The sequence below is a fragment of the uncultured Bacillus sp. genome (assembly GCF_958411575.1).
GTDB classification, from domain to species: Bacteria; Bacillota; Bacilli; order Bacillales; family Bacillaceae; genus Bacillus; species Bacillus spizizenii.
The window spans coordinates 156,082-173,112 of sequence record NZ_CATYRA010000004.1; the positions used below are offsets into that span (position 1 = coordinate 156,082).

Here is a 17,031-nt window from a genome sequence, read left to right on the forward strand (position 1 = left end):
TAATTTGTGTGCAAGAAAACATATAATGTATCATAAATTAGCGTTGTAATCGTTGATTTTTAACAATATGTACTGGCGAATCCATTTCAATGTGTTATACTAATTACAGATGACAACAAATTAGAATGACATAATCGATAAGGGGTGTCCAACATGAAGGTAAAAGTAGCGATCAACGGCTTTGGAAGAATCGGGAGAATGGTTTTTAGAAAAGCAATGTTAGATGATCAAATTCAAGTAGTGGCCATTAACGCCAGCTATTCCGCAGAAACGCTGGCTCATTTAATAAAGTATGACACAAATCACGGCAGGTACGACAAAGAGGTTGTGGCTGGTGAAGACTGCCTAATCGTGAATGGAAAGAAAGTGCTTTTATTAAACAGCCGTGATCCAAAACAGCTGCCTTGGCGGGAATATGATATTGACATTGTCGTCGAAGCGACAGGGAAGTTTAATTCAAAAGATAAAGCGATGGGTCATATAGAAGCGGGCGCGAAAAAAGTCATTCTGACTGCTCCGGGAAAAAATGAAGACGTTACCATTGTGATGGGAGTAAATGAGGACCAATTCGACGCCGACCGCCATGTCATTATTTCAAATGCGTCATGCACGACAAACTGCCTTGCGCCTGTTGTAAAAGTGCTGGATGAAGAATTTGGCATTGAGAGCGGGCTGATGACCACAGTTCACGCATATACGAATGACCAGAAAAATATTGATAATCCGCATAAAGATTTGCGCCGGGCGCGGGCATGCGGTGAATCGATCATTCCGACGACAACAGGAGCGGCAAAGGCGCTTTCGCTCGTGCTGCCGCATCTGAAAGGAAAGCTTCACGGCCTTGCCTTGCGCGTCCCCGTTCCGAACGTCTCACTGGTTGATCTCGTTGTCGATCTGAAAACTGATGTAACGGCAGAAGAGGTAAACGAGGCATTTAAACGGGCTGCCAAAACTTCGATGTACGGCGTTCTTGATTATTCAGATGAACCGCTCGTTTCAACTGACTATAATACAAATCCGCATTCAGCGGTCATTGACGGGCTTACGACAATGGTAATGGAAGACAGAAAAGTAAAGGTGCTCGCATGGTATGACAACGAATGGGGCTACTCATGCAGAGTTGTTGATCTGATCCGCCATGTAGCGGCACGAATGAAACATCCGTCTGCTGTATAAAATAAGGTCATGGACGCATTTTGAAGAAAAAACCCTTAACAGCATATTTCTGAAAAAACGCACCTTGCAAATTAGACTTAAACACAGTATACTATTTTTCGTGAACTTCTTGCTTGAGACTGTTTCGGAATTACTTAAAGGGTTAGGACCTCTCCGGACTAACTTTCCCCCGTGGTAAATGGCCGACCCAGTTGTTGGAATTTCACTTTTTAATTCTTGTTAAGGGGGGTCCATGACTATGGAAACAATGGGGCGTCACGTTATCTCCGAGCTATGGGGATGCGATTTTGATAAGCTGAATGACATGGATTTTATTGAAAAAACGTTTGTAAATGCTGCTCTAAAATCAGGTGCTGAGGTGCGCGAGGTTGCATTTCACAAATTTGCACCGCAAGGCGTAAGCGGAGTTGTGATTATTTCTGAATCACACTTAACAATTCACAGTTTTCCTGAGCACGGATATGCGAGCATTGATGTTTATACTTGTGGAGACTTAGATCCTAATGTCGCTGCTGACTACATCGCAGAGGCATTACATGCTGATACAAGAGAAAACATTGAAATACCAAGAGGAATGGGGCCTGTGCAAATTAAACAGGCGCAAGCGAAAGTACTATAGTAAACACGAACACAAAGGGAGCTGAAGCTAGAAAGCCATTATGCGCTTTTTAGCTTATGCTCCTTTTATTTTTATAAAGAAACAAGGGTGGTCCAGCTTTTTCTTTTTTCGTTTTTTTTGTAAAATAAGAAAGAGATTTTCACAAACCACCAGATGCTGTAGACACAGCTTTACACAACGGCTCTCCCGACAGATGCTTTCACATCTATTTTTAAAAGGCGGAGGCTGCCGAAAATACATTGCAGGGAACGAAATAGTTGGGAGCTGATTTTATTGAAATGTCCTTCATGCCAGCATAACGGAACGAGAGTCCTCGATTCACGGCCTGTGGATGACGGAAAATCGATTCGCCGAAGACGCGAGTGTGAATCCTGCCATTACCGGTTTACGACCTTTGAGAAAGTGGAGGAAACCCCGCTCATTGTCGTGAAAAAAGAAGGTGTGCGTGAGGAATTCAGCAGAGAAAAAATGCTGCGCGGCCTCATAAAAGCATGCGAAAAAAGACCTGTTTCACTCAAAACGCTTGAAGACATGTGCTTTGATATTGAAAAAGAACTTCGCAATCAAGGCTGCTCTGAGGTGAAAAGCGAGCTCGTCGGAGAAATGGTGATGGACCGGCTGGCTAAGATTGATGAAGTCGCGTATGTACGGTTCGCGTCCGTTTATCGGCAGTTTAAAGATATAAATGTCTTTATCGACGAATTAAAAGACTTAATAAAGAAAGAGCGTTAAAAGAGCTAAGAGGATTCTTCTAGCTCTTTTCTCATGTGCAAAATTGGCATTTGATAGATATGAGAAACGGTGTAAAATGAAAGGTAGAAACAAATTCGGAAGGTTTGAGAATGTATGGCTGACTATTGGAAAGATGTACTGCCTGTAGATCCGTATGTGGTCAAAAGCAGATCGATGCTGCAGGATATAGACAGACAAATTATCACACAACTGTATCAGCCCTTAATCGGCCCTGTTGCATTCTCTCTTTATATGACATTGTGGGGAGAGCTTGAACAAAACCGTCTGTGGGGCGGAGAGTCCACACATAGACAGCTGATGGGGATGACACAGTCTAATTTAAAAACGATCCATCAGGAACAGGGGAAGCTCGAAGGCATCGGATTGCTAAAAGTATATATGAAGGAATCCGAGCGGCAGGAGCGCCTCTTTATATATGAACTCCTTCCGCCGCTCAGGCCAAATGATTTTTTTGAAGACGGAATGCTGAATGTTTTTCTGTACAATAGAGTCGGAAAAACAAAGTATCAGCAATTAAAACAATTTTTTACGCACCCGGCCATTTCAGAAGATGCGAAGGATATTACGCGGCCGTTTAATCATGCGTTTGAATCGCTGCAGCCGAGTGAATGGAAGCTCACATCTGATATGGAGGAAACGGTGAGACTTGCGCAGGGCACAGAGTATACTTCTGTCGGACAGGCACCGTCCTACACCATAACGGAGGATGTGTTTGATTTTGATTTGTTTTTAGCGGGACTTTCTGAGACGATGATTCCGAGAAAAGCGATGACTCAGCAGGTGCGGGACACAATCAAAAAGCTTTCTTATCTGTACGGCATAGATCCTTTGCAGATGCAAAATGTCGTGATGAGCGCGATTGATGAGCGTGACGTCATTACGACGGAGGCTTTAAGAAAAGCGGCAAGTGACTGGTATCAAATCGAAAGAAACGGACAGCTGCCTGACTTAGTAGAAAAAACACAGCCGGTGCATCTGCGTGAAGGCGAAAAACCGGCGGAAGGGGATTCGCTGGACGGGAAGCTGATCGCATTGCTTGAGGCGATTTCTCCTAAGAAGCTTCTGCAAGACATTGCCGACGGAACAGAGCCGTCCAAAGCTGATCTGAAAATCATAGAAGAAATTATGTTTGAACAGAAGCTCGAGCCAGGTGTTACAAATGTGTTAATTTATTACGTCATGCTGAAAACCGACATGAAGCTGTCGAAAAACTATATCCAAAAAATCGCGTCGCATTGGGCACGCAAAAAGGTAAAAACGGTCAGAGAAGCGATGAAGCTCGCGATAGAAGAAAACCGCCAATACCTGGAATGGGCTGAAGGGAAAGCAAATCAGCCTTCGAAACGCAACTCAAAAGTGATTCGTGAAGAGAAACTCCCTGACTGGATGAAAGAGAAGGAGACAGCGTCCGATTCAGAATCCGGACAGCAGAAGCTGCAACCGCAGGATTTGGAAGAACAGAAGAAAAAGATGATGGAAGAGATGCAAAAACTGAAAAAATACTCTGCCTATTAAAGACAGAGACGCGGGGTGAAGTAATAGATGGAACCAATCGGCCGTTCCCTGCAGGGCGTAACCGGCAGGCCGGATTTCCAAAAACGTCTTGAACAAATGAAGGAAAAAGTCATGAAGGATCAAGATGTTCAGGCATTTTTGAAGGAAAACGAAGAAGTGGTTGATCAAAATATGATCGAAAAGAGCTTAAATAAGCTTTATGAATATATCGGACAAAGCAAGAATTGCTCCTATTGTTCAGAAGATGAAGATTGCAACAATCTGTTGGAGGGCTACCATCCGAAGCTTGTTGTCAATGGCCGTTCTATTGATATCGAGTATTATGAATGTCCGGTCAAACGGAAGCTCGACCAGCAGAAAAAACAAAAGTCTCTTATGAAAAGCATGTATATCCAGCAGGACCTTCTCGGAGCGACATTCCAGCAGGTTGATATCAGTGATCCGAGCAGGCTCGCGATGTTCCAGCATGTTACGGATTTTCTGAAAAGCTATAATGAGACGGGAAAAGGGAAAGGACTGTATTTATACGGGAAATTCGGGGTAGGAAAAACGTTTATGCTCGCTGCGATTGCCAATGAACTGGCGGAAAAAGAGTATTCCTCCATGATCGTATATGTACCCGAATTTGTGAGGGAGCTCAAGAATTCGCTTCAAGACCATTCATTGGAAGAGAAGCTCAATATGGTCAAAACAACACCTGTATTGATGCTTGATGACATCGGGGCGGAATCAATGACGAGCTGGGTAAGGGATGAAGTCATCGGAACGGTGCTTCAGCACAGAATGTCCCAGCAGCTGCCGACGTTCTTTTCTTCTAACTTCTCACCTGACGAACTGAAGCATCATTTTACGTATTCGCAAAGGGGAGAAAAGGAAGAAGTAAAAGCGGCGAGATTAATGGAGCGGATATTATATTTGGCTGCTCCGATCCGCCTTGACGGAGAAAACCGCCGCCATCCGTAATCGCTGCGGTTCAAAGGGGAAGGAACTGAGGGTATGAAACGAAAAACCGCTCTTAAATGGCTGGCAGTGCTGGCCGTTGCAGGTTTAATCTTTTGGGGAAATAAAAGGTATTTGAATGTATCGCCGAAAGAGATCAGGGTATGGGTATTGTCATTCGGGGTCTTTGCACCGCTGATATTTATCGGGATATCCATCGTCAGACCTCTTGTTTTATTTCCGGTGTCTGTTATTTCTATAGCGGGTGGACTTGCGTTTGGCCCGCTTCTCGGCACGCTTTACACGTTATTCGGTTCGATGTGCGCCTCAGCTGTTTCGTTTTTTGCGGCTGGTTTGTTTGCTGCGAAAAAGAACGGCCATTACGAAAAGCTGGAAGCCATTCAGAAGCAGATGGAGGATAACGGATTTTTTTATATCTTTCTTTTAAGAATCCTGCCGATCAATTTTGATTTTGTCAGTTATGCGGCAGGTCTTTCCAATGTCAAAGCGCTGACGTATTTTGCGGCGACGGCTGCGGGAATCATCCCTGGGACTATTGCGCTTAATGTGCTGGGTGCGAGCTTTTTGGCTGGCAATCTGCCCGCTTTCTTTATGGTGCTCGCTTTGTATATCGTGTTTATCTCGCTGCCGTTCATCTTCAGAAAGAAAATGCAAAACTTGTTCCAAGAATCAAATTAAGATTTGCCAATGACCTTTACGTCTATTTTAAAAACATCCCCCATATACTTGTAACAGATGCCGTAAGGGGGGACAAACATGCTTGAAATAATCTTTGAAGATGACCATGATGTAGCTGCTTTTTTACATCTCATTCAGCATTCGGACGATCGGAACAATATCATTGTCCGTGAAGGCATACGGAAAATCGGGATTGAAAAAGCTCAGCCGGCTTTCTCTATTCAGCGTTTTATGGAGCCGATTCTGGTCAAGTTTTTTTTAGAATGCAAAGAAGACGAGCATATGCTGTCATTGATTGAGGGAACATACTGCTTCGCGGACCAAGATGAACAGCAGCAAATCCTTCAGCTCGCACACAGTATTATTGAAGGAGAAGCGGACGATCTTCCGTTTGAGCCGCTAAAGCTTTCGCGGAAACAATCAATTTTGGATGAACTCCAAACGATTTGTTTAGAGGAAGGCTTATTTTCCATTCGTTCCTTTCAGACCTTCCGACTCGGACAATACTACAAGCAGCTTAGAGACATTACGGAAGCGGCGATAGACGAATATAAGATGGAACAGGAATATCAAAACTTTATTCAAACACTCAGAGACTATGTAACAGCAAAACAGCCGCGAATCAAAAAGGTGCATATTGTCCATGATGGTTCATTTACATTATGGGAACTGCGCTATGTGCCGGAACGGGAAAAAATGAAATACATAGACAGGCGATTTGTCCGCGATCATCCTATGTACATTGATTCTCATTTGCTCGCGCCGCTGATTTCCATTGCGCCTGATGAAGTGGTGCTTTACACCGACCAGCCCGAGCACATGATGGCAAGGACCATTCAAAACGTATTTCAAGAGAGAATGGAAATGCTTCCGCTGCACGCTTTTTCAGACGCAGAAATACCCGTGAAGCACTCGGAAGCATAAGGGCCGGCAGCCTGTATATATAAGGCTGTCGGTTTGAAAAAAGGAAATACGATCGTGTTGATTTTTTGGATTGAACAATTTATAATACATAGGAGATTAAGAAAGACACACGTATTGATAAGGACACGAAGGAATGATACCGGCTCAAAGAGAGGGAAGCCCCGGCTGCAAGCTTCCCAGCTAAGGACCATTCACTTTACCGCCTTTGAACTTCAGCTGTGAACCCCTTTAATAAGGAGCAGTAATGGCTGACGGGAACTCCCGTTACAGAGCTTAGAGCCGCAGATGCCGGAGTATTGGTTTTTGCGGAAAAAAGGGTGGAACCACGATTCCGTTTATTCAACCTCGTCCCTTTCATAGGGGGCGGGGTTTTTATATGCAAAAAAAGGAGTGACATAGATGTCAGATATGGTAAAAATCACATTTCCTGATGGAGCAGTCAAGGAGTTTGCGAAAGGAACAACAACAGAAGATATCGCGGCATCCATCAGTCCGGGATTAAAGAAAAAATCATTAGCCGGAAAACTGAACGGAAAAGAGATCGATTTGAGAACACCGATTAATGAGGACGGTACAGTGGAAATCATTACAGAAGGCTCAGAAGAAGGTCTTCAAATTATGCGACACAGTACGGCTCACTTGCTGGCTCAAGCGATTAAACGCATTTATAAAGATGTCAAATTCGGTGTCGGTCCAGTCATCGAAAACGGTTTTTACTACGATGTAGAAATGGAAGAAGCGATTACACCGGAGGATCTGCCGAAAATCGAGAAGGAAATGAAAAAAATCGTCAATGCGAACCTTCCGATCGTTCGAAAAGAAGTCAGCCGTGAAGAAGCGAAAGCCCGTTTTGCAGAAATCGGCGACGACCTGAAGCTTGAACTATTGGATGCAATTCCTGAAGGAGAAACCGTTTCGATCTACGAGCAAGGCGAATTCTTTGACCTGTGCCGCGGCGTGCACGTTCCTTCAACAGGGAAAATCAAAGAGTTTAAGCTGTTAAGTCTTGCAGGCGCATATTGGCGCGGTGACAGCAATAACCAAATGCTTCAGCGCGTATACGGCACGGCTTTCTTCAAAAAAGCTGATCTTGAAGAGCATCTTCGCATGCTTGAAGAAGCGAAAGAGCGTGACCACAGAAAGCTTGGTAAAGAATTAAAGCTGTTTGCGAATTCTCAAAAAGTCGGACAAGGTCTGCCGCTTTGGCTGCCAAAAGGCGCGACTATCCGCCGCGTCATCGAGCGCTACATTGTCGATAAAGAAATCAGCCTCGGTTATGAGCATGTATACACACCTGTGCTTGGAAGCAAAGAGCTGTATGAAACATCAGGACACTGGGATCATTATCAAGAAGGCATGTTCCCTCCGATGGAAATGGACAATGAAACACTTGTATTGCGTCCGATGAACTGCCCGCACCATATGATGATTTACAAACAAGACATTCACAGTTACCGCGAGCTTCCAATCCGTATTGCGGAGCTGGGAACGATGCACCGCTATGAAATGTCAGGTGCGCTGTCAGGGCTTCAACGCGTACGCGGCATGACGTTAAATGATGCACACATCTTTGTGCGCCCGGATCAAATTAAGGATGAGTTTATCCGTACAGTCCGTTTAATACAGGATGTATATGAAGATTTCGGTTTAAGTGATTACACATTCCGTCTGTCTTACCGTGACCCGGAAGACACAGAGAAATATTTTGATGACGATGAAATGTGGAACAAAGCGCAATCCATGCTGAAAGAGGCAATGGACGAAATCGGCCATGACTATTACGAAGCAGAAGGTGAAGCGGCATTCTACGGCCCTAAACTTGATGTTCAGGTGAAAACAGCGATCGGCAAAGAAGAAACATTGTCTACGGTTCAGCTTGACTTCTTATTGCCTGAACGTTTCGATCTGACCTATATCGGTGAAGACGGCAAGCAGCACCGTCCGGTTGTTATTCACAGAGGTGTCGTATCAACAATGGAACGCTTTGTTGCCTTCTTAATCGAAGAACACAAAGGCGCACTGCCAACATGGCTTGCACCGGTTCAGTTCCAAGTCATCCCAGTGTCTCCGTCTGTGCATTTAGACTACGCGAAAAAAGTGCAGGAACGCCTGCAGCGTGAAGGCCTGCGTGTAGAAGTCGACAGCCGTGATGAAAAAATCGGCTACAAAATTCGTGAAGCGCAAATGCAAAAAATTCCGTACATGCTTGTGGTCGGTGACCAAGAAGCAGAAAACGGAGCGGTAAACGTCCGTAAGTACGGAGAGCAGAACTCTGAAACCATTTCGCTTGATGATTTTGTGAAAAAGGCAGTAGCTGAAGCGAAAAAATAACATAAAAAAGCATGATCTCATTGAAGAGATCATGCTTTTTTTATTTCTCTAATATAGGAAACAAATCATGAAGGCTGCTGATGATGTAATCAGGCGTCACATCGGTTTCGTTTTTCTTATCTGTCCGATTAATCCAAACGGTTTTGATTCCAGCTCTTGAAGCGCCTAAAATATCAGTATTCAAATTATCGCCGACCATGATCGCATCGTCTTTTTCAATATTCATCAGCTTAAGGCAGTGTTCAAAAATAGAAACATCCGGTTTCCCTTTTCCGAAAGCGCCCGAGATGACGATTTCATTGAAATAAGGGGCGAGTTCAGGCACGCCGGCGAGCTTCTCCTTTTGCAGACTCGGATCGCCGTTTGTCAAAAGCAGCAATTCATATTTGCCTTTTAATTGCTCGAGTACAGCAAATGTTTCATCATATACAAACGGGCGTTTTCTGCGCTCTGCCGCAAAAAACTCTCCTAAATATTCGCCGTATGCCGGATCATCGATGCCAAGCGCTTTCAGTCCGTTTGTCCATGCGTTTCTTCTGTACTCCGGCACAATCTTGTTCAGCTTCTGAAAGCCTTCACTGATCGGCTCTGAGAAATTGGACCACAGTCCTTCAAACGGGTTAATGCCGATCATCACTGTATATGGATACGTCTCATAAGACATGTACAATTCTCTCGCCGCTTCGCGAACAGCTGCTTCGAATGCTTGCGGGTTAAGGCCATACTTTTTCTCTGCCTGTAAACAAGTTTCTGCAAATGTTGTTCTGACGCTTTTTTCGTCCCAAAGTAGTGTATCGTCTAAATCAAAAAATACGGCTTTCATGATCTTCTCCTCTGCTTCAGATTCAAATCTTTCTGCCAAAAGGCTCATGTTTTATTTTACAATAGATAAAAGCCTTGTGAAATATGTTTTCAGACGATTTTAAAAAAACAGTCAGCCGCGAAACGAAAACATGCTAGAATGAAAACGGAAAGAACAGGTGACATGCATGATTCATTTAATGATTATGATGCTTGAGAGGGTAGGGATTATCGTTATATTGGGTTTCATTCTCGCCCATACGAAGCTTTTTAGACAAGCTCTTCAAAATCAGGACGGCTATAAAGGAAAAGCGGTTTTAATCTCTATTTTTTCTCTCTTCAGCATCATCAGCAATTATACAGGCATCGAAATTCAAAAAAATATGATTGTAAACAATGACTGGGTGTTTGCGATAGATCCGTCGGGCTCTATCGCGAATACCCGTATTTTGGGCGTGGAAATCGGAGGCCTTCTTGGAGGTCCGTTTGTAGGGGCGGGGATCGGTATACTGGCAGGCCTGCACCGTTTTTCGCTCGGCGGCAGTACAGCCTTAAGCTGTGCGGTATCATCCGTTTTAGCAGGTGTTCTTGCAGGCTTGATCGGCAGGTATTTTATGAAGCGGTACCGAATGCCGACACCGCGTATCGCCGCTCTTGTGGGAATCAGCATGGAGTCACTGCAGATGGTGATTATTTTGCTGATGGCGAAGCCATTCAGTGACGCTTGGGCGCTTGTCAGCATGATCGGGATTCCGATGATACTCATCAACGGAACAGGCAGCTTTATTTTCCTGTCGATTATTCAAGCGATCATTCGCAAAGAAGAGCAGGCAAGGGCGCTTGAAACGCACAGAGTGCTGACAATTGCTGACCAGACGCTTCCATTTTTTCGCCAAGGTCTAAATGAAAACTCCTGTAAAAGTGTGGCGGCTATTATTCATAAGCTGACCGGAACAGATGCGGTGTCCCTCACTGACAATGAGAAGATCCTTGCGCATGTCGGCGCGGGAATGGATCATCACATCCCATCAAAAAGCTTGATCACCGGCTTGTCCAAAAAGGTGATTAAAACAGGGCAAATCATGAAGGCGATTTCCCAGGAAGAGATTGAATGCACGCATTCTGAATGTCCTTTGCACGCGGCGATTGTCCTGCCGCTGACATCAAACGGCAATACAATCGGCACCTTAAAAATGTATTTTAAAAACCCGGCAGGCCTGAGCCAGGTAGAGGAGGAGCTTGCTGAGGGGCTGGCCATGCTGTTTTCGACACAGCTTGAGCTTGGGGAAGCAGAGCTGCAAAGCAAGCTTCTCAAGGATGCTGAAATCAAAGCGCTTCAAGCACAGGTGAATCCGCATTTTTTATTTAATGCGATCAATACGATTTCTGCGTTATGCCGCACGGATGTTGAAAAAACCCGTAGACTCTTATTGCAGCTCAGTGTTTATTTTCGTTCAAACCTTCAAGGAGCGAGACAGCTGCTGATTCCGCTCTCAAAGGAGCTGAATCACCTTCACGCCTATTTGTCATTAGAACAGGCGCGTTTTCCCGGGAAATATAAGATTGAGCTGAATATCGACAGCAGGCTGGAGCAGATTGAAATCCCTCCATTTGTTTTACAGGTGCTTGTGGAAAACGCGCTTCGGCATGCGTTTCCGAACAAACAAGACATATGCAAAGTTACGGTCTGTGTCTTATCTGATGATACATTCGTCTATATGAAGGTGACGGATAACGGACGAGGAATTCCGCCGGACATCCTGCCGGAGCTGGGAAAGAAACCGTTTCCTTCTAAGGAGGGAACCGGTACAGCGCTTCATAACCTGAATCAGCGGCTGGTCGGTTTATTCGGACAGCAGGCCGCACTGAATATCAGGAGTGAGGTTCAGAAAGGGACAGAGGTTTCCTTTCAAATGCCAATGCAACAGATGAAAGAGGGAGAAGAACATGCTAAGGGTGTTAATAGTTGATGATGAGATACTGGCAAGGGATGAACTGGCTTACTTGCTCAAGCGGACCAATGAGGAAATAGAAATCAATGAAGCGGAAAATATCGAATCTGCTTTTGACCAAATGATGGATCAAAAACCTGATTTGCTGTTTTTAGACGTTGATTTATCCGGAGAAAACGGTTTTGATATCGCAAAGCGATTGAAGAAAATGAAGCATCCTCCTGCTGTTGTATTTGCGACAGCGTATGACCAATATGCGCTCAAAGCGTTTGAGGTGGACGCTCTTGATTATTTAACTAAGCCTTTCGATGAGGAAAGAATTCAGCAAACGCTGAAAAAATATAAAAAAGTAAATCGGGATATCGTTGAAATAGAACAGAACAGCCATGCCAGCCAGCATAAACTCGCGCTATCTGTCGGAGAATCAATTGTAATCGTAGATACGAATGACATTATCTATGCCGGAACGGAAGATGGTCATGTCAATGTAAAAACCTTCGATACATCTTATTCGGTCAGCGATACGCTCGTTGTGATTGAGAAAAAGCTGCCTGATGCTGACTTTATCCGCGTCCACCGAAGCTTTGTCGTCAATACCGAATATATTAAAGAGATTCAGCCGTGGTTTAATTCAACGTACAATCTGATCATGAAAGACGGATCAAAAATACCGGTCAGCCGGACATATGCGAAGGAATTGAAAAAGCTGCTTCATATTTGATGGGCGGCTTTTTGCATTTCAGCCATTTGATTCTGCAACTCAGTCCCGCTATTCGGCATGTTATCTTGTAAGCGCTTCATAATAGGGGATTCTTATTTATAATGAGGGTATCAAAGAGAAAGAGGTGAAGAAAATGAGTGCTAAAAAAGTGTACGGGTTTTTAACACAAGCATTTATTTTTGCCGTCATTATGCTGGTTTCGAATATGATTGCAGCTATTGTCCCAATACCTATCCCGGCATCGGTTGTAGGGTTGGTCTTATTATTTCTTCTATTATGTTTGAAAGTCATTAAATTGGAACAAGTAGAAACGCTCGGAACGTCTTTAACCTCTCTGATCGGGTTTTTATTTGTCCCGTCAGGTATATCTGTTATGAATTCGCTAGGTGTGATGCAGCAATACGGTCTGCAAATTGTTCTTGTCATTCTGCTTGCAACAATCATTTTGCTAGGGGCTACAGGATTGTTTTCTCAGCTGATTCTTTCGCTGAGCGGAAAACGCAAATCTACAGCTGACATGAAAACAAAAACAGTGCAAAGCCCGCAGAACAATAAAGAACTCGTCCACCATTAAGGAAACAGGAGGTTCATCAGATGGAAAGCACAATGAGTCCTTATTTCGGAATTGTCGTATCACTTGCTGCATTCGGCATCGGCACCTTTTTATTTAAGAAAACGAAAGGCTTCTTCCTTTTCACTCCTTTGTTTGTTGCCATGGTGCTAGGGATCGCATTTCTAAAAATCGGCGGTTTTTCCTATGCGGACTATAATAACGGGGGAGAAATCATTAAGTTTTTCCTTGAACCGGCGACGATCGCTTTTGCAATTCCTCTGTACAAACAAAGAGATAAGCTGAAAAAATACTGGTGGCAAATCATGTCCTCCATTATTGTCGGCTCTATCTGCTCTGTCACGATTGTTTATTTGCTCGCAAAAGGCATTCACCTCGATGCGGCAGTGATGAAAAGCATGCTTCCGCAGGCGGCTACAACGGCAATTGCGCTTCCTCTATCAAAAGATATTGGAGGCATCAGCGACATCACTGCCTTTGCGGTCATCTTTAACGCTGTTATTGTTTACGCGCTCGGAGCATTGTTCTTGAAGGTGTTTAAAGTAAAGAATCCTATTTCTAAAGGATTGGCTCTTGGAACGTCCGGACATGCACTCGGTGTAGCCGTCGGGATCGAGATGGGAGAAGTCGAAGCTGCGATGGCAAGTATTGCGGTTGTCGTAGTAGGAGTGGTAACGGTTCTGGTCATCCCTGTGTTCGTGCAGCTGATCGGAGGATAAGCCAAGGCTGAAAGCCTTGGCTTTTTCTATTCTATGGTGCGTCTTCGGGATCGATATATCCTTGTTTAATGCCCCATTCCACTTGATCGTCATGCCACTTTTTTCGTTCTTCATAACCATAGCCATCGTCATCAGGAAGCTCTGAAGCCGGCTGTTGAATGGTATCATCTGTCTGTTTCGAGGAAGATGGTGCATTTTGGCTATTAGATGAGGGTACCTCGGTCTGCTGCCGTTGTGTCTGCGATTGCCGCTTTTTCTCAGCATTCGCTTCCTGCTCTTTTTGGACTGCTGCCTGTCGCTGTCTTTCAAGCTCAGCTTGTCTTTTAGCTTCCGCTAATCGCTGCCTCTCTGCTGTCGCCTGCCGCTCTGCCAATCGCTGTCTTTCAGCTTCTTCCTCCTGCTGTTTCGCCTCTCGCTCTTTTTCACGTTTTTTCGCGGCCTCGATTTGTCTTTGTTTCTCTGCTTCTTCTTTTGCTTTCAGCTTTCCTAATTCAGCAGCGAGCGGACTTTCAAACTTCATTTCCAATGAAACGGGTTTTAGTTTTTTTAGCTCTTTCTCCAATTCCTTTTGGTTAAATGCTACGGCTGTCTGAACAGTTTCAGCTTTTGGTTCGGAAGATGTGCTGCTGCTATTCGAGCAACCGGTTACTATCAATGTGAAAAATAAAGCAAGTTGTATCAGTTTGTTCATGTGTCAGACTCCCTTCTGCTTCATATATCGGTTATGATTAACTTTGTTTTACATTTTTTCCTGTCGGTGGTTTTATGGTAAACTGCGAAATAAGGATAAGGATGGGGGAGACTATTGGTTCTTTATATAACAGAATCAGATGTACACCATCCTTGGCTCGTGGTCTTTATTCATGTCGGAGGTGTCAGCGGCTGGTTGTGGGAACAGCAAATCAGCTATTTTCGGCATTTCCGGGGATCGGTCATGGAGCACCGAAGGCTGAAACCGATGTTATTCAACAGAACACTTGATGCGTGGCTAAGCGTGCATCCAGGATGAGGATGAAAGATTTTCTTTTTCTCTCTTGCGCTCCTAGTAAACCCGTGTTACAATGTAAAAGTTGTTCCGGATAAGTCGTCCTTGACTAAAGATCCGGTATTGTGTAGAATAGTTATTGAATTGAATATAAATCACAAGCAGAAGCACCCGCTTCTCACCTGATTGACACATGCATGTAGTTGGCAGGTTGACCGTACATTTTTATTGATACAGATGTTCGTAGTGTGGGTGTTTTATAATGCCCACACTTTTTGTTTGCCTGCAGAATGCAGTCAAAATGAGTTGTGAATCAATTCGAAGAAACTATGGAGGTGGCTCATTATTAGCAAAGATCAATTGGTTAATGAGGGTATCCGTGCACGTGAGGTCCGTTTAATCGGACAAAATGGCGACCAGCTTGGAATCAAGTCCCGTCAGGAAGCACTTGAAATCGCCGGCCGCGCAAATCTTGACCTTGTGTTAGTTGCAGCGAATGCAAAACCGCCTGTCTGCCGAATCATGGACTACGGTAAGTTCCGATTTGAGCAACAGAAAAAGGAAAAAGAAGCACGCAAGAATCAAAAAATCATTAACTTAAAAGAAGTTCGGTTAAGTCCGACAATCGATGAGCATGACTTTAACACGAAATTGCGCAATGCGATTAAATTCCTTGAAAAAGGCGATAAAGTGAAAGCTTCTATCCGCTTTAAAGGACGCGCAATCACTCATAAAGAAATCGGTCAGCGTGTGTTAGACCGTTTTTCTGAAGCATGTGCTGAGGTTGCGACTGTCGAAACAAAACCAAAAATGGACGGCCGCAGCATGTTCTTAATGCTCGCGCCGAAAAACGAAAAGCAATAAGGAGGAAATCCCATGCCAAAAATGAAAACTCACCGCGGATCTGCTAAACGTTTTAAAAAGACAGGTTCTGGGAAGTTAAAACGTTCTCATGCATACACAAGTCACTTATTCGCCAACAAATCTCAAAAGCAAAAGCGTAAGCTTCGCAAGAGTGCTGTTGTAAGCGCAGGAGACTTCAAACGTATCAAACAAATGCTTGCTAACATCAAGTAATCGGACAAGGAACAATTAGGAGGGAAATTTAATGCCAAGAGTAAAAGGCGGAACTGTTACACGTAAGCGTCGTAAAAAGGTTCTTAAATTAGCAAAAGGTTATTTCGGTTCAAAACATACATTATACAAAGTAGCTAACCAGCAGGTCATGAAATCTGGAAACTATGCTTTCCGTGACCGTCGTCAGAAAAAACGTGATTTCCGTAAGCTTTGGATCACTCGTATCAACGCAGCTGCTCGTATGAACGGTCTTTCTTACAGCCGTTTAATGCACGGTCTTAAGCTTTCTGGTATCGAAGTAAACCGTAAAATGCTTGCTGATCTTGCTGTAAACGATCTTACTGCATTCAATCAGCTTGCTGATGCTGCTAAAGCTCAATTAAACAAGTAATCATATAGAGCCGCTCTCCAGCAGAGCGGCTTTTTTATATAAAGGATGAGGCAACATGGTTATTGCTGTCTATTTGGTGCTGATTAATCTATGCGGTTTTTGGGTGATGGGCGTTGACAAACGAAAAGCGCAGCAGCACAAATGGAGAATTTCTGAAGAACGGCTGTGGCTGATAGCGATCGTGTTTGGAGCGCTCGGTGTCTGGCTTGGCATGCAAACCTTCAGACATAAAACGAAACACACGTCTTTTAAGTACGGAGTGCCGCTTCTTCTGGTAATTGAAGCGATCTTGATCGGCATTTATTACAGCCCGTTTGATTTATAAAAAGCAGAAAAGCGTTTTAGCGCTCTTCTGCTTTTTTTGCGAGTTTAATGGGCTGGTCCCAGTCAATTTTACAATTCGGATAGCGTTCCAGCACTTTTTCTTCAATGTTCTCAAAATCTTTTGCAGAGAAATGTTTCAGCTTCTCAGGAGATTCTGTCCAGACAAAGATGGTGTGGATAAACAGCGGATGATCCTTGGAAGGAATATGCTTTTCTCCTTCAAAAAGCACGCCTTTATACGTCAGCTGAAAGTTCTTTCGGGTATTGTTCTGTTCATCAATAATATAAAAATGTTCTTTTGATTGGGCCAGCTTAAGCCTTCTCTTTGGATTCGCGACATATTTGACTGCAGCATAAATACAATAAGCAAAAAGTGCAAGCAATATAATCCTTAAAACCATGACAAACATTGTGTGAAGGCACCTCCCTTATTGTGATGATCTGATGTAATACGAAGAGCATAGAAAAAGGTTTCACTTTTTTAAAAAGAAAGTTCTAAAAACATATACCCGATTTTCAAGTGAAATAGTCGTA

20 protein-coding genes and 1 other annotated feature are annotated in these 17,031 nt (G+C 43.9%); of the genes, 17 read left to right on the plus strand and 3 right to left on the minus strand.

The features are described from left to right. The first annotated feature begins 153 nt into the window (after positions 1 to 153). The 8 genes from Q5C82_RS08550 (at position 154) to thrS (ending at position 8,956) form a co-directional block, all read left to right on the plus strand. A complete protein-coding gene (locus tag Q5C82_RS08550) occupies positions 154 to 1,176 on the plus strand; it encodes a glyceraldehyde-3-phosphate dehydrogenase (protein ID WP_003223582.1) in 1,023 nt (340 codons plus the stop codon). Positions 1,177 to 1,414: 238 nt separating this feature from the next. Then, positions 1,415 to 1,795, plus strand: coding sequence for an adenosylmethionine decarboxylase (gene speD, locus Q5C82_RS08555; protein WP_003223584.1), 381 nt, complete (start codon positions 1,415 to 1,417; stop codon positions 1,793 to 1,795). A 273-nt stretch (positions 1,796 to 2,068) separates the two neighbouring features. Then, complete coding sequence (gene nrdR, locus Q5C82_RS08560; protein WP_003223586.1) at positions 2,069 to 2,527, plus strand: transcriptional regulator NrdR; 459 nt, start codon at positions 2,069 to 2,071, stop codon at positions 2,525 to 2,527. Between the two features lie 114 nt (positions 2,528 to 2,641). Then, positions 2,642 to 4,063: a replication initiation membrane attachment protein DnaB gene (dnaB, locus tag Q5C82_RS08565; RefSeq protein WP_003223588.1), complete on the plus strand. Its 1,422-nt coding sequence runs from the start codon at positions 2,642 to 2,644 to the stop codon at positions 4,061 to 4,063. 27 nt (positions 4,064 to 4,090) lie between these two features. Then, positions 4,091 to 5,026: a primosomal protein DnaI gene (gene dnaI, locus Q5C82_RS08570; protein WP_003223590.1), complete on the plus strand. Its 936-nt coding sequence runs from the start codon at positions 4,091 to 4,093 to the stop codon at positions 5,024 to 5,026. 33 nt (positions 5,027 to 5,059) lie between these two features. Then, positions 5,060 to 5,701 (plus strand): TVP38/TMEM64 family protein, encoded by a 642-nt coding sequence (locus Q5C82_RS08575; protein ID WP_003223592.1) that lies wholly within the window; start codon positions 5,060 to 5,062, stop codon positions 5,699 to 5,701. 78 nt (positions 5,702 to 5,779) lie between these two features. Beyond that, on the plus strand, positions 5,780 to 6,625 hold the full coding sequence (gene ytxC / locus Q5C82_RS08580) for a putative sporulation protein YtxC (protein ID WP_003223594.1): 846 nt from the start codon (positions 5,780 to 5,782) through the stop codon (positions 6,623 to 6,625). Positions 6,626 to 7,024: 399 nt separating this feature from the next. Then, positions 7,025 to 8,956, plus strand: a complete 1,932-nt coding sequence (thrS, locus tag Q5C82_RS08585; protein WP_003223596.1) for a threonine--tRNA ligase — start codon at positions 7,025 to 7,027, stop codon at positions 8,954 to 8,956. A gap of 40 nt (positions 8,957 to 8,996) precedes the next feature. On the opposite strand, the gene Q5C82_RS08590 is transcribed toward thrS, so the two are convergent. After that, positions 8,997 to 9,779 (minus strand): HAD family hydrolase, encoded by a 783-nt coding sequence (locus tag Q5C82_RS08590; protein ID WP_013308029.1) that lies wholly within the window; start codon positions 9,777 to 9,779, stop codon positions 8,997 to 8,999. 166 nt (positions 9,780 to 9,945) lie between these two features. On the opposite strand from Q5C82_RS08590, the gene lytS reads away from it, so the two are divergent. The 4 genes from lytS to lrgB all read left to right on the plus strand — a co-directional run bounded on the left by lytS (position 9,946) and on the right by lrgB (position 13,720). Continuing rightward, the gene (gene lytS, locus Q5C82_RS08595; protein ID WP_003222402.1) at positions 9,946 to 11,727 is read left to right on the plus strand and encodes a two-component system sensor histidine kinase LytS; all 1,782 of its coding nucleotides are present in this window, start codon (positions 9,946 to 9,948) and stop codon (positions 11,725 to 11,727) included. After that, on the plus strand, positions 11,705 to 12,430 hold the full coding sequence (gene lytT, locus Q5C82_RS08600; RefSeq protein ID WP_003222403.1) for a two-component system response regulator LytT: 726 nt from the start codon (positions 11,705 to 11,707) through the stop codon (positions 12,428 to 12,430). Before lytS ends, lytT begins: the two co-directional genes overlap by 23 nt. 133 nt (positions 12,431 to 12,563) lie before the next feature. Beyond that, positions 12,564 to 13,004 carry an antiholin-like murein hydrolase modulator LrgA gene (lrgA, locus tag Q5C82_RS08605; RefSeq protein WP_003222405.1) on the plus strand — a complete coding sequence of 147 codons (441 nt, stop codon included), beginning with the start codon at positions 12,564 to 12,566 and terminating at the stop codon, positions 13,002 to 13,004. Positions 13,005 to 13,024: 20 nt separating this feature from the next. Further along, positions 13,025 to 13,720, plus strand: a complete 696-nt coding sequence (gene lrgB, locus Q5C82_RS08610; RefSeq protein WP_003222407.1) for an antiholin-like protein LrgB — start codon at positions 13,025 to 13,027, stop codon at positions 13,718 to 13,720. A 31-nt stretch (positions 13,721 to 13,751) separates the two neighbouring features. Here the strand turns inward: lrgB and Q5C82_RS08615 are convergent, their stop codons facing one another. Next, on the minus strand, positions 13,752 to 14,411 hold the full coding sequence (locus tag Q5C82_RS08615) for a hypothetical protein (protein ID WP_003222409.1): 660 nt from the start codon (positions 14,409 to 14,411) through the stop codon (positions 13,752 to 13,754). A gap of 114 nt (positions 14,412 to 14,525) precedes the next feature. On the opposite strand from Q5C82_RS08615, the gene Q5C82_RS08620 reads away from it, so the two are divergent. The 5 genes from Q5C82_RS08620 to Q5C82_RS08640 all read left to right on the plus strand — a co-directional run bounded on the left by Q5C82_RS08620 (position 14,526) and on the right by Q5C82_RS08640 (position 16,498). After that, positions 14,526 to 14,729 (plus strand): hypothetical protein, encoded by a 204-nt coding sequence (locus Q5C82_RS08620; RefSeq protein WP_003222411.1) that lies wholly within the window; start codon positions 14,526 to 14,528, stop codon positions 14,727 to 14,729. A gap of 129 nt (positions 14,730 to 14,858) precedes the next feature. Then, positions 14,859 to 14,989 (plus strand) — a sequence feature (ribosomal protein L20 leader region). Between the two features lie 58 nt (positions 14,990 to 15,047). Then, positions 15,048 to 15,569 carry a translation initiation factor IF-3 gene (gene infC / locus Q5C82_RS08625; protein WP_010886591.1) on the plus strand — a complete coding sequence of 174 codons (522 nt, stop codon included), beginning with the start codon at positions 15,048 to 15,050 and terminating at the stop codon, positions 15,567 to 15,569. A gap of 12 nt (positions 15,570 to 15,581) precedes the next feature. Continuing rightward, positions 15,582 to 15,782, plus strand: a complete 201-nt coding sequence (gene rpmI / locus Q5C82_RS08630) for a 50S ribosomal protein L35 (RefSeq protein ID WP_003222418.1) — start codon at positions 15,582 to 15,584, stop codon at positions 15,780 to 15,782. A 31-nt stretch (positions 15,783 to 15,813) separates the two neighbouring features. Further along, positions 15,814 to 16,173 (plus strand): 50S ribosomal protein L20, encoded by a 360-nt coding sequence (rplT, locus tag Q5C82_RS08635; RefSeq protein WP_003222420.1) that lies wholly within the window; start codon positions 15,814 to 15,816, stop codon positions 16,171 to 16,173. A 55-nt stretch (positions 16,174 to 16,228) separates the two neighbouring features. After that, positions 16,229 to 16,498, plus strand: coding sequence for a DUF1294 domain-containing protein (locus Q5C82_RS08640; protein ID WP_003222422.1), 270 nt, complete (start codon positions 16,229 to 16,231; stop codon positions 16,496 to 16,498). 16 nt (positions 16,499 to 16,514) lie between these two features. On the opposite strand, the gene ysdB is transcribed toward Q5C82_RS08640, so the two are convergent. Further along, a complete protein-coding gene (ysdB, locus tag Q5C82_RS08645; RefSeq protein ID WP_003222423.1) occupies positions 16,515 to 16,907 on the minus strand; it encodes a sigma W pathway protein YsdB in 393 nt (130 codons plus the stop codon). Positions 16,908 to 17,031: the final 124 nt, after the last annotated feature.

What these genes read in the sequence shown, in the direction of transcription:
- Q5C82_RS08550 (WP_003223582.1), top strand. Translation starts at nt 154, where the DNA reads ATGAAGGTAAAAGTAGCGATCAACGGCTTTGGAAGAATCGGGAGAATG.
- speD (WP_003223584.1), top strand. Translation starts at nt 1,415, where the DNA reads ATGGAAACAATGGGGCGTCACGTTATCTCCGAGCTATGGGGATGCGAT.
- dnaB (WP_003223588.1), top strand. Translation starts at nt 2,642, where the DNA reads ATGGCTGACTATTGGAAAGATGTACTGCCTGTAGATCCGTATGTGGTC.
- dnaI (WP_003223590.1), top strand. Translation starts at nt 4,091, where the DNA reads ATGGAACCAATCGGCCGTTCCCTGCAGGGCGTAACCGGCAGGCCGGAT.
- Q5C82_RS08575 (WP_003223592.1), top strand. Translation starts at nt 5,060, where the DNA reads ATGAAACGAAAAACCGCTCTTAAATGGCTGGCAGTGCTGGCCGTTGCA.
- ytxC (WP_003223594.1), top strand. Translation starts at nt 5,780, where the DNA reads ATGCTTGAAATAATCTTTGAAGATGACCATGATGTAGCTGCTTTTTTA.
- thrS (WP_003223596.1), top strand. Translation starts at nt 7,025, where the DNA reads ATGTCAGATATGGTAAAAATCACATTTCCTGATGGAGCAGTCAAGGAG.
- Q5C82_RS08590 (WP_013308029.1), bottom strand. Translation starts at nt 9,779, where the DNA reads ATGAAAGCCGTATTTTTTGATTTAGACGATACACTACTTTGGGACGAA.
- lytS (WP_003222402.1), top strand. Translation starts at nt 9,946, where the DNA reads ATGATTCATTTAATGATTATGATGCTTGAGAGGGTAGGGATTATCGTT.
- lytT (WP_003222403.1), top strand. Translation starts at nt 11,705, where the DNA reads ATGCTAAGGGTGTTAATAGTTGATGATGAGATACTGGCAAGGGATGAA.
- lrgA (WP_003222405.1), top strand. Translation starts at nt 12,564, where the DNA reads ATGAGTGCTAAAAAAGTGTACGGGTTTTTAACACAAGCATTTATTTTT.
- lrgB (WP_003222407.1), top strand. Translation starts at nt 13,025, where the DNA reads ATGGAAAGCACAATGAGTCCTTATTTCGGAATTGTCGTATCACTTGCT.
- Q5C82_RS08615 (WP_003222409.1), bottom strand. Translation starts at nt 14,411, where the DNA reads ATGAACAAACTGATACAACTTGCTTTATTTTTCACATTGATAGTAACC.
- rpmI (WP_003222418.1), top strand. Translation starts at nt 15,582, where the DNA reads ATGCCAAAAATGAAAACTCACCGCGGATCTGCTAAACGTTTTAAAAAG.
- rplT (WP_003222420.1), top strand. Translation starts at nt 15,814, where the DNA reads ATGCCAAGAGTAAAAGGCGGAACTGTTACACGTAAGCGTCGTAAAAAG.
- Q5C82_RS08640 (WP_003222422.1), top strand. Translation starts at nt 16,229, where the DNA reads ATGGTTATTGCTGTCTATTTGGTGCTGATTAATCTATGCGGTTTTTGG.
- ysdB (WP_003222423.1), bottom strand. Translation starts at nt 16,907, where the DNA reads ATGTTTGTCATGGTTTTAAGGATTATATTGCTTGCACTTTTTGCTTAT.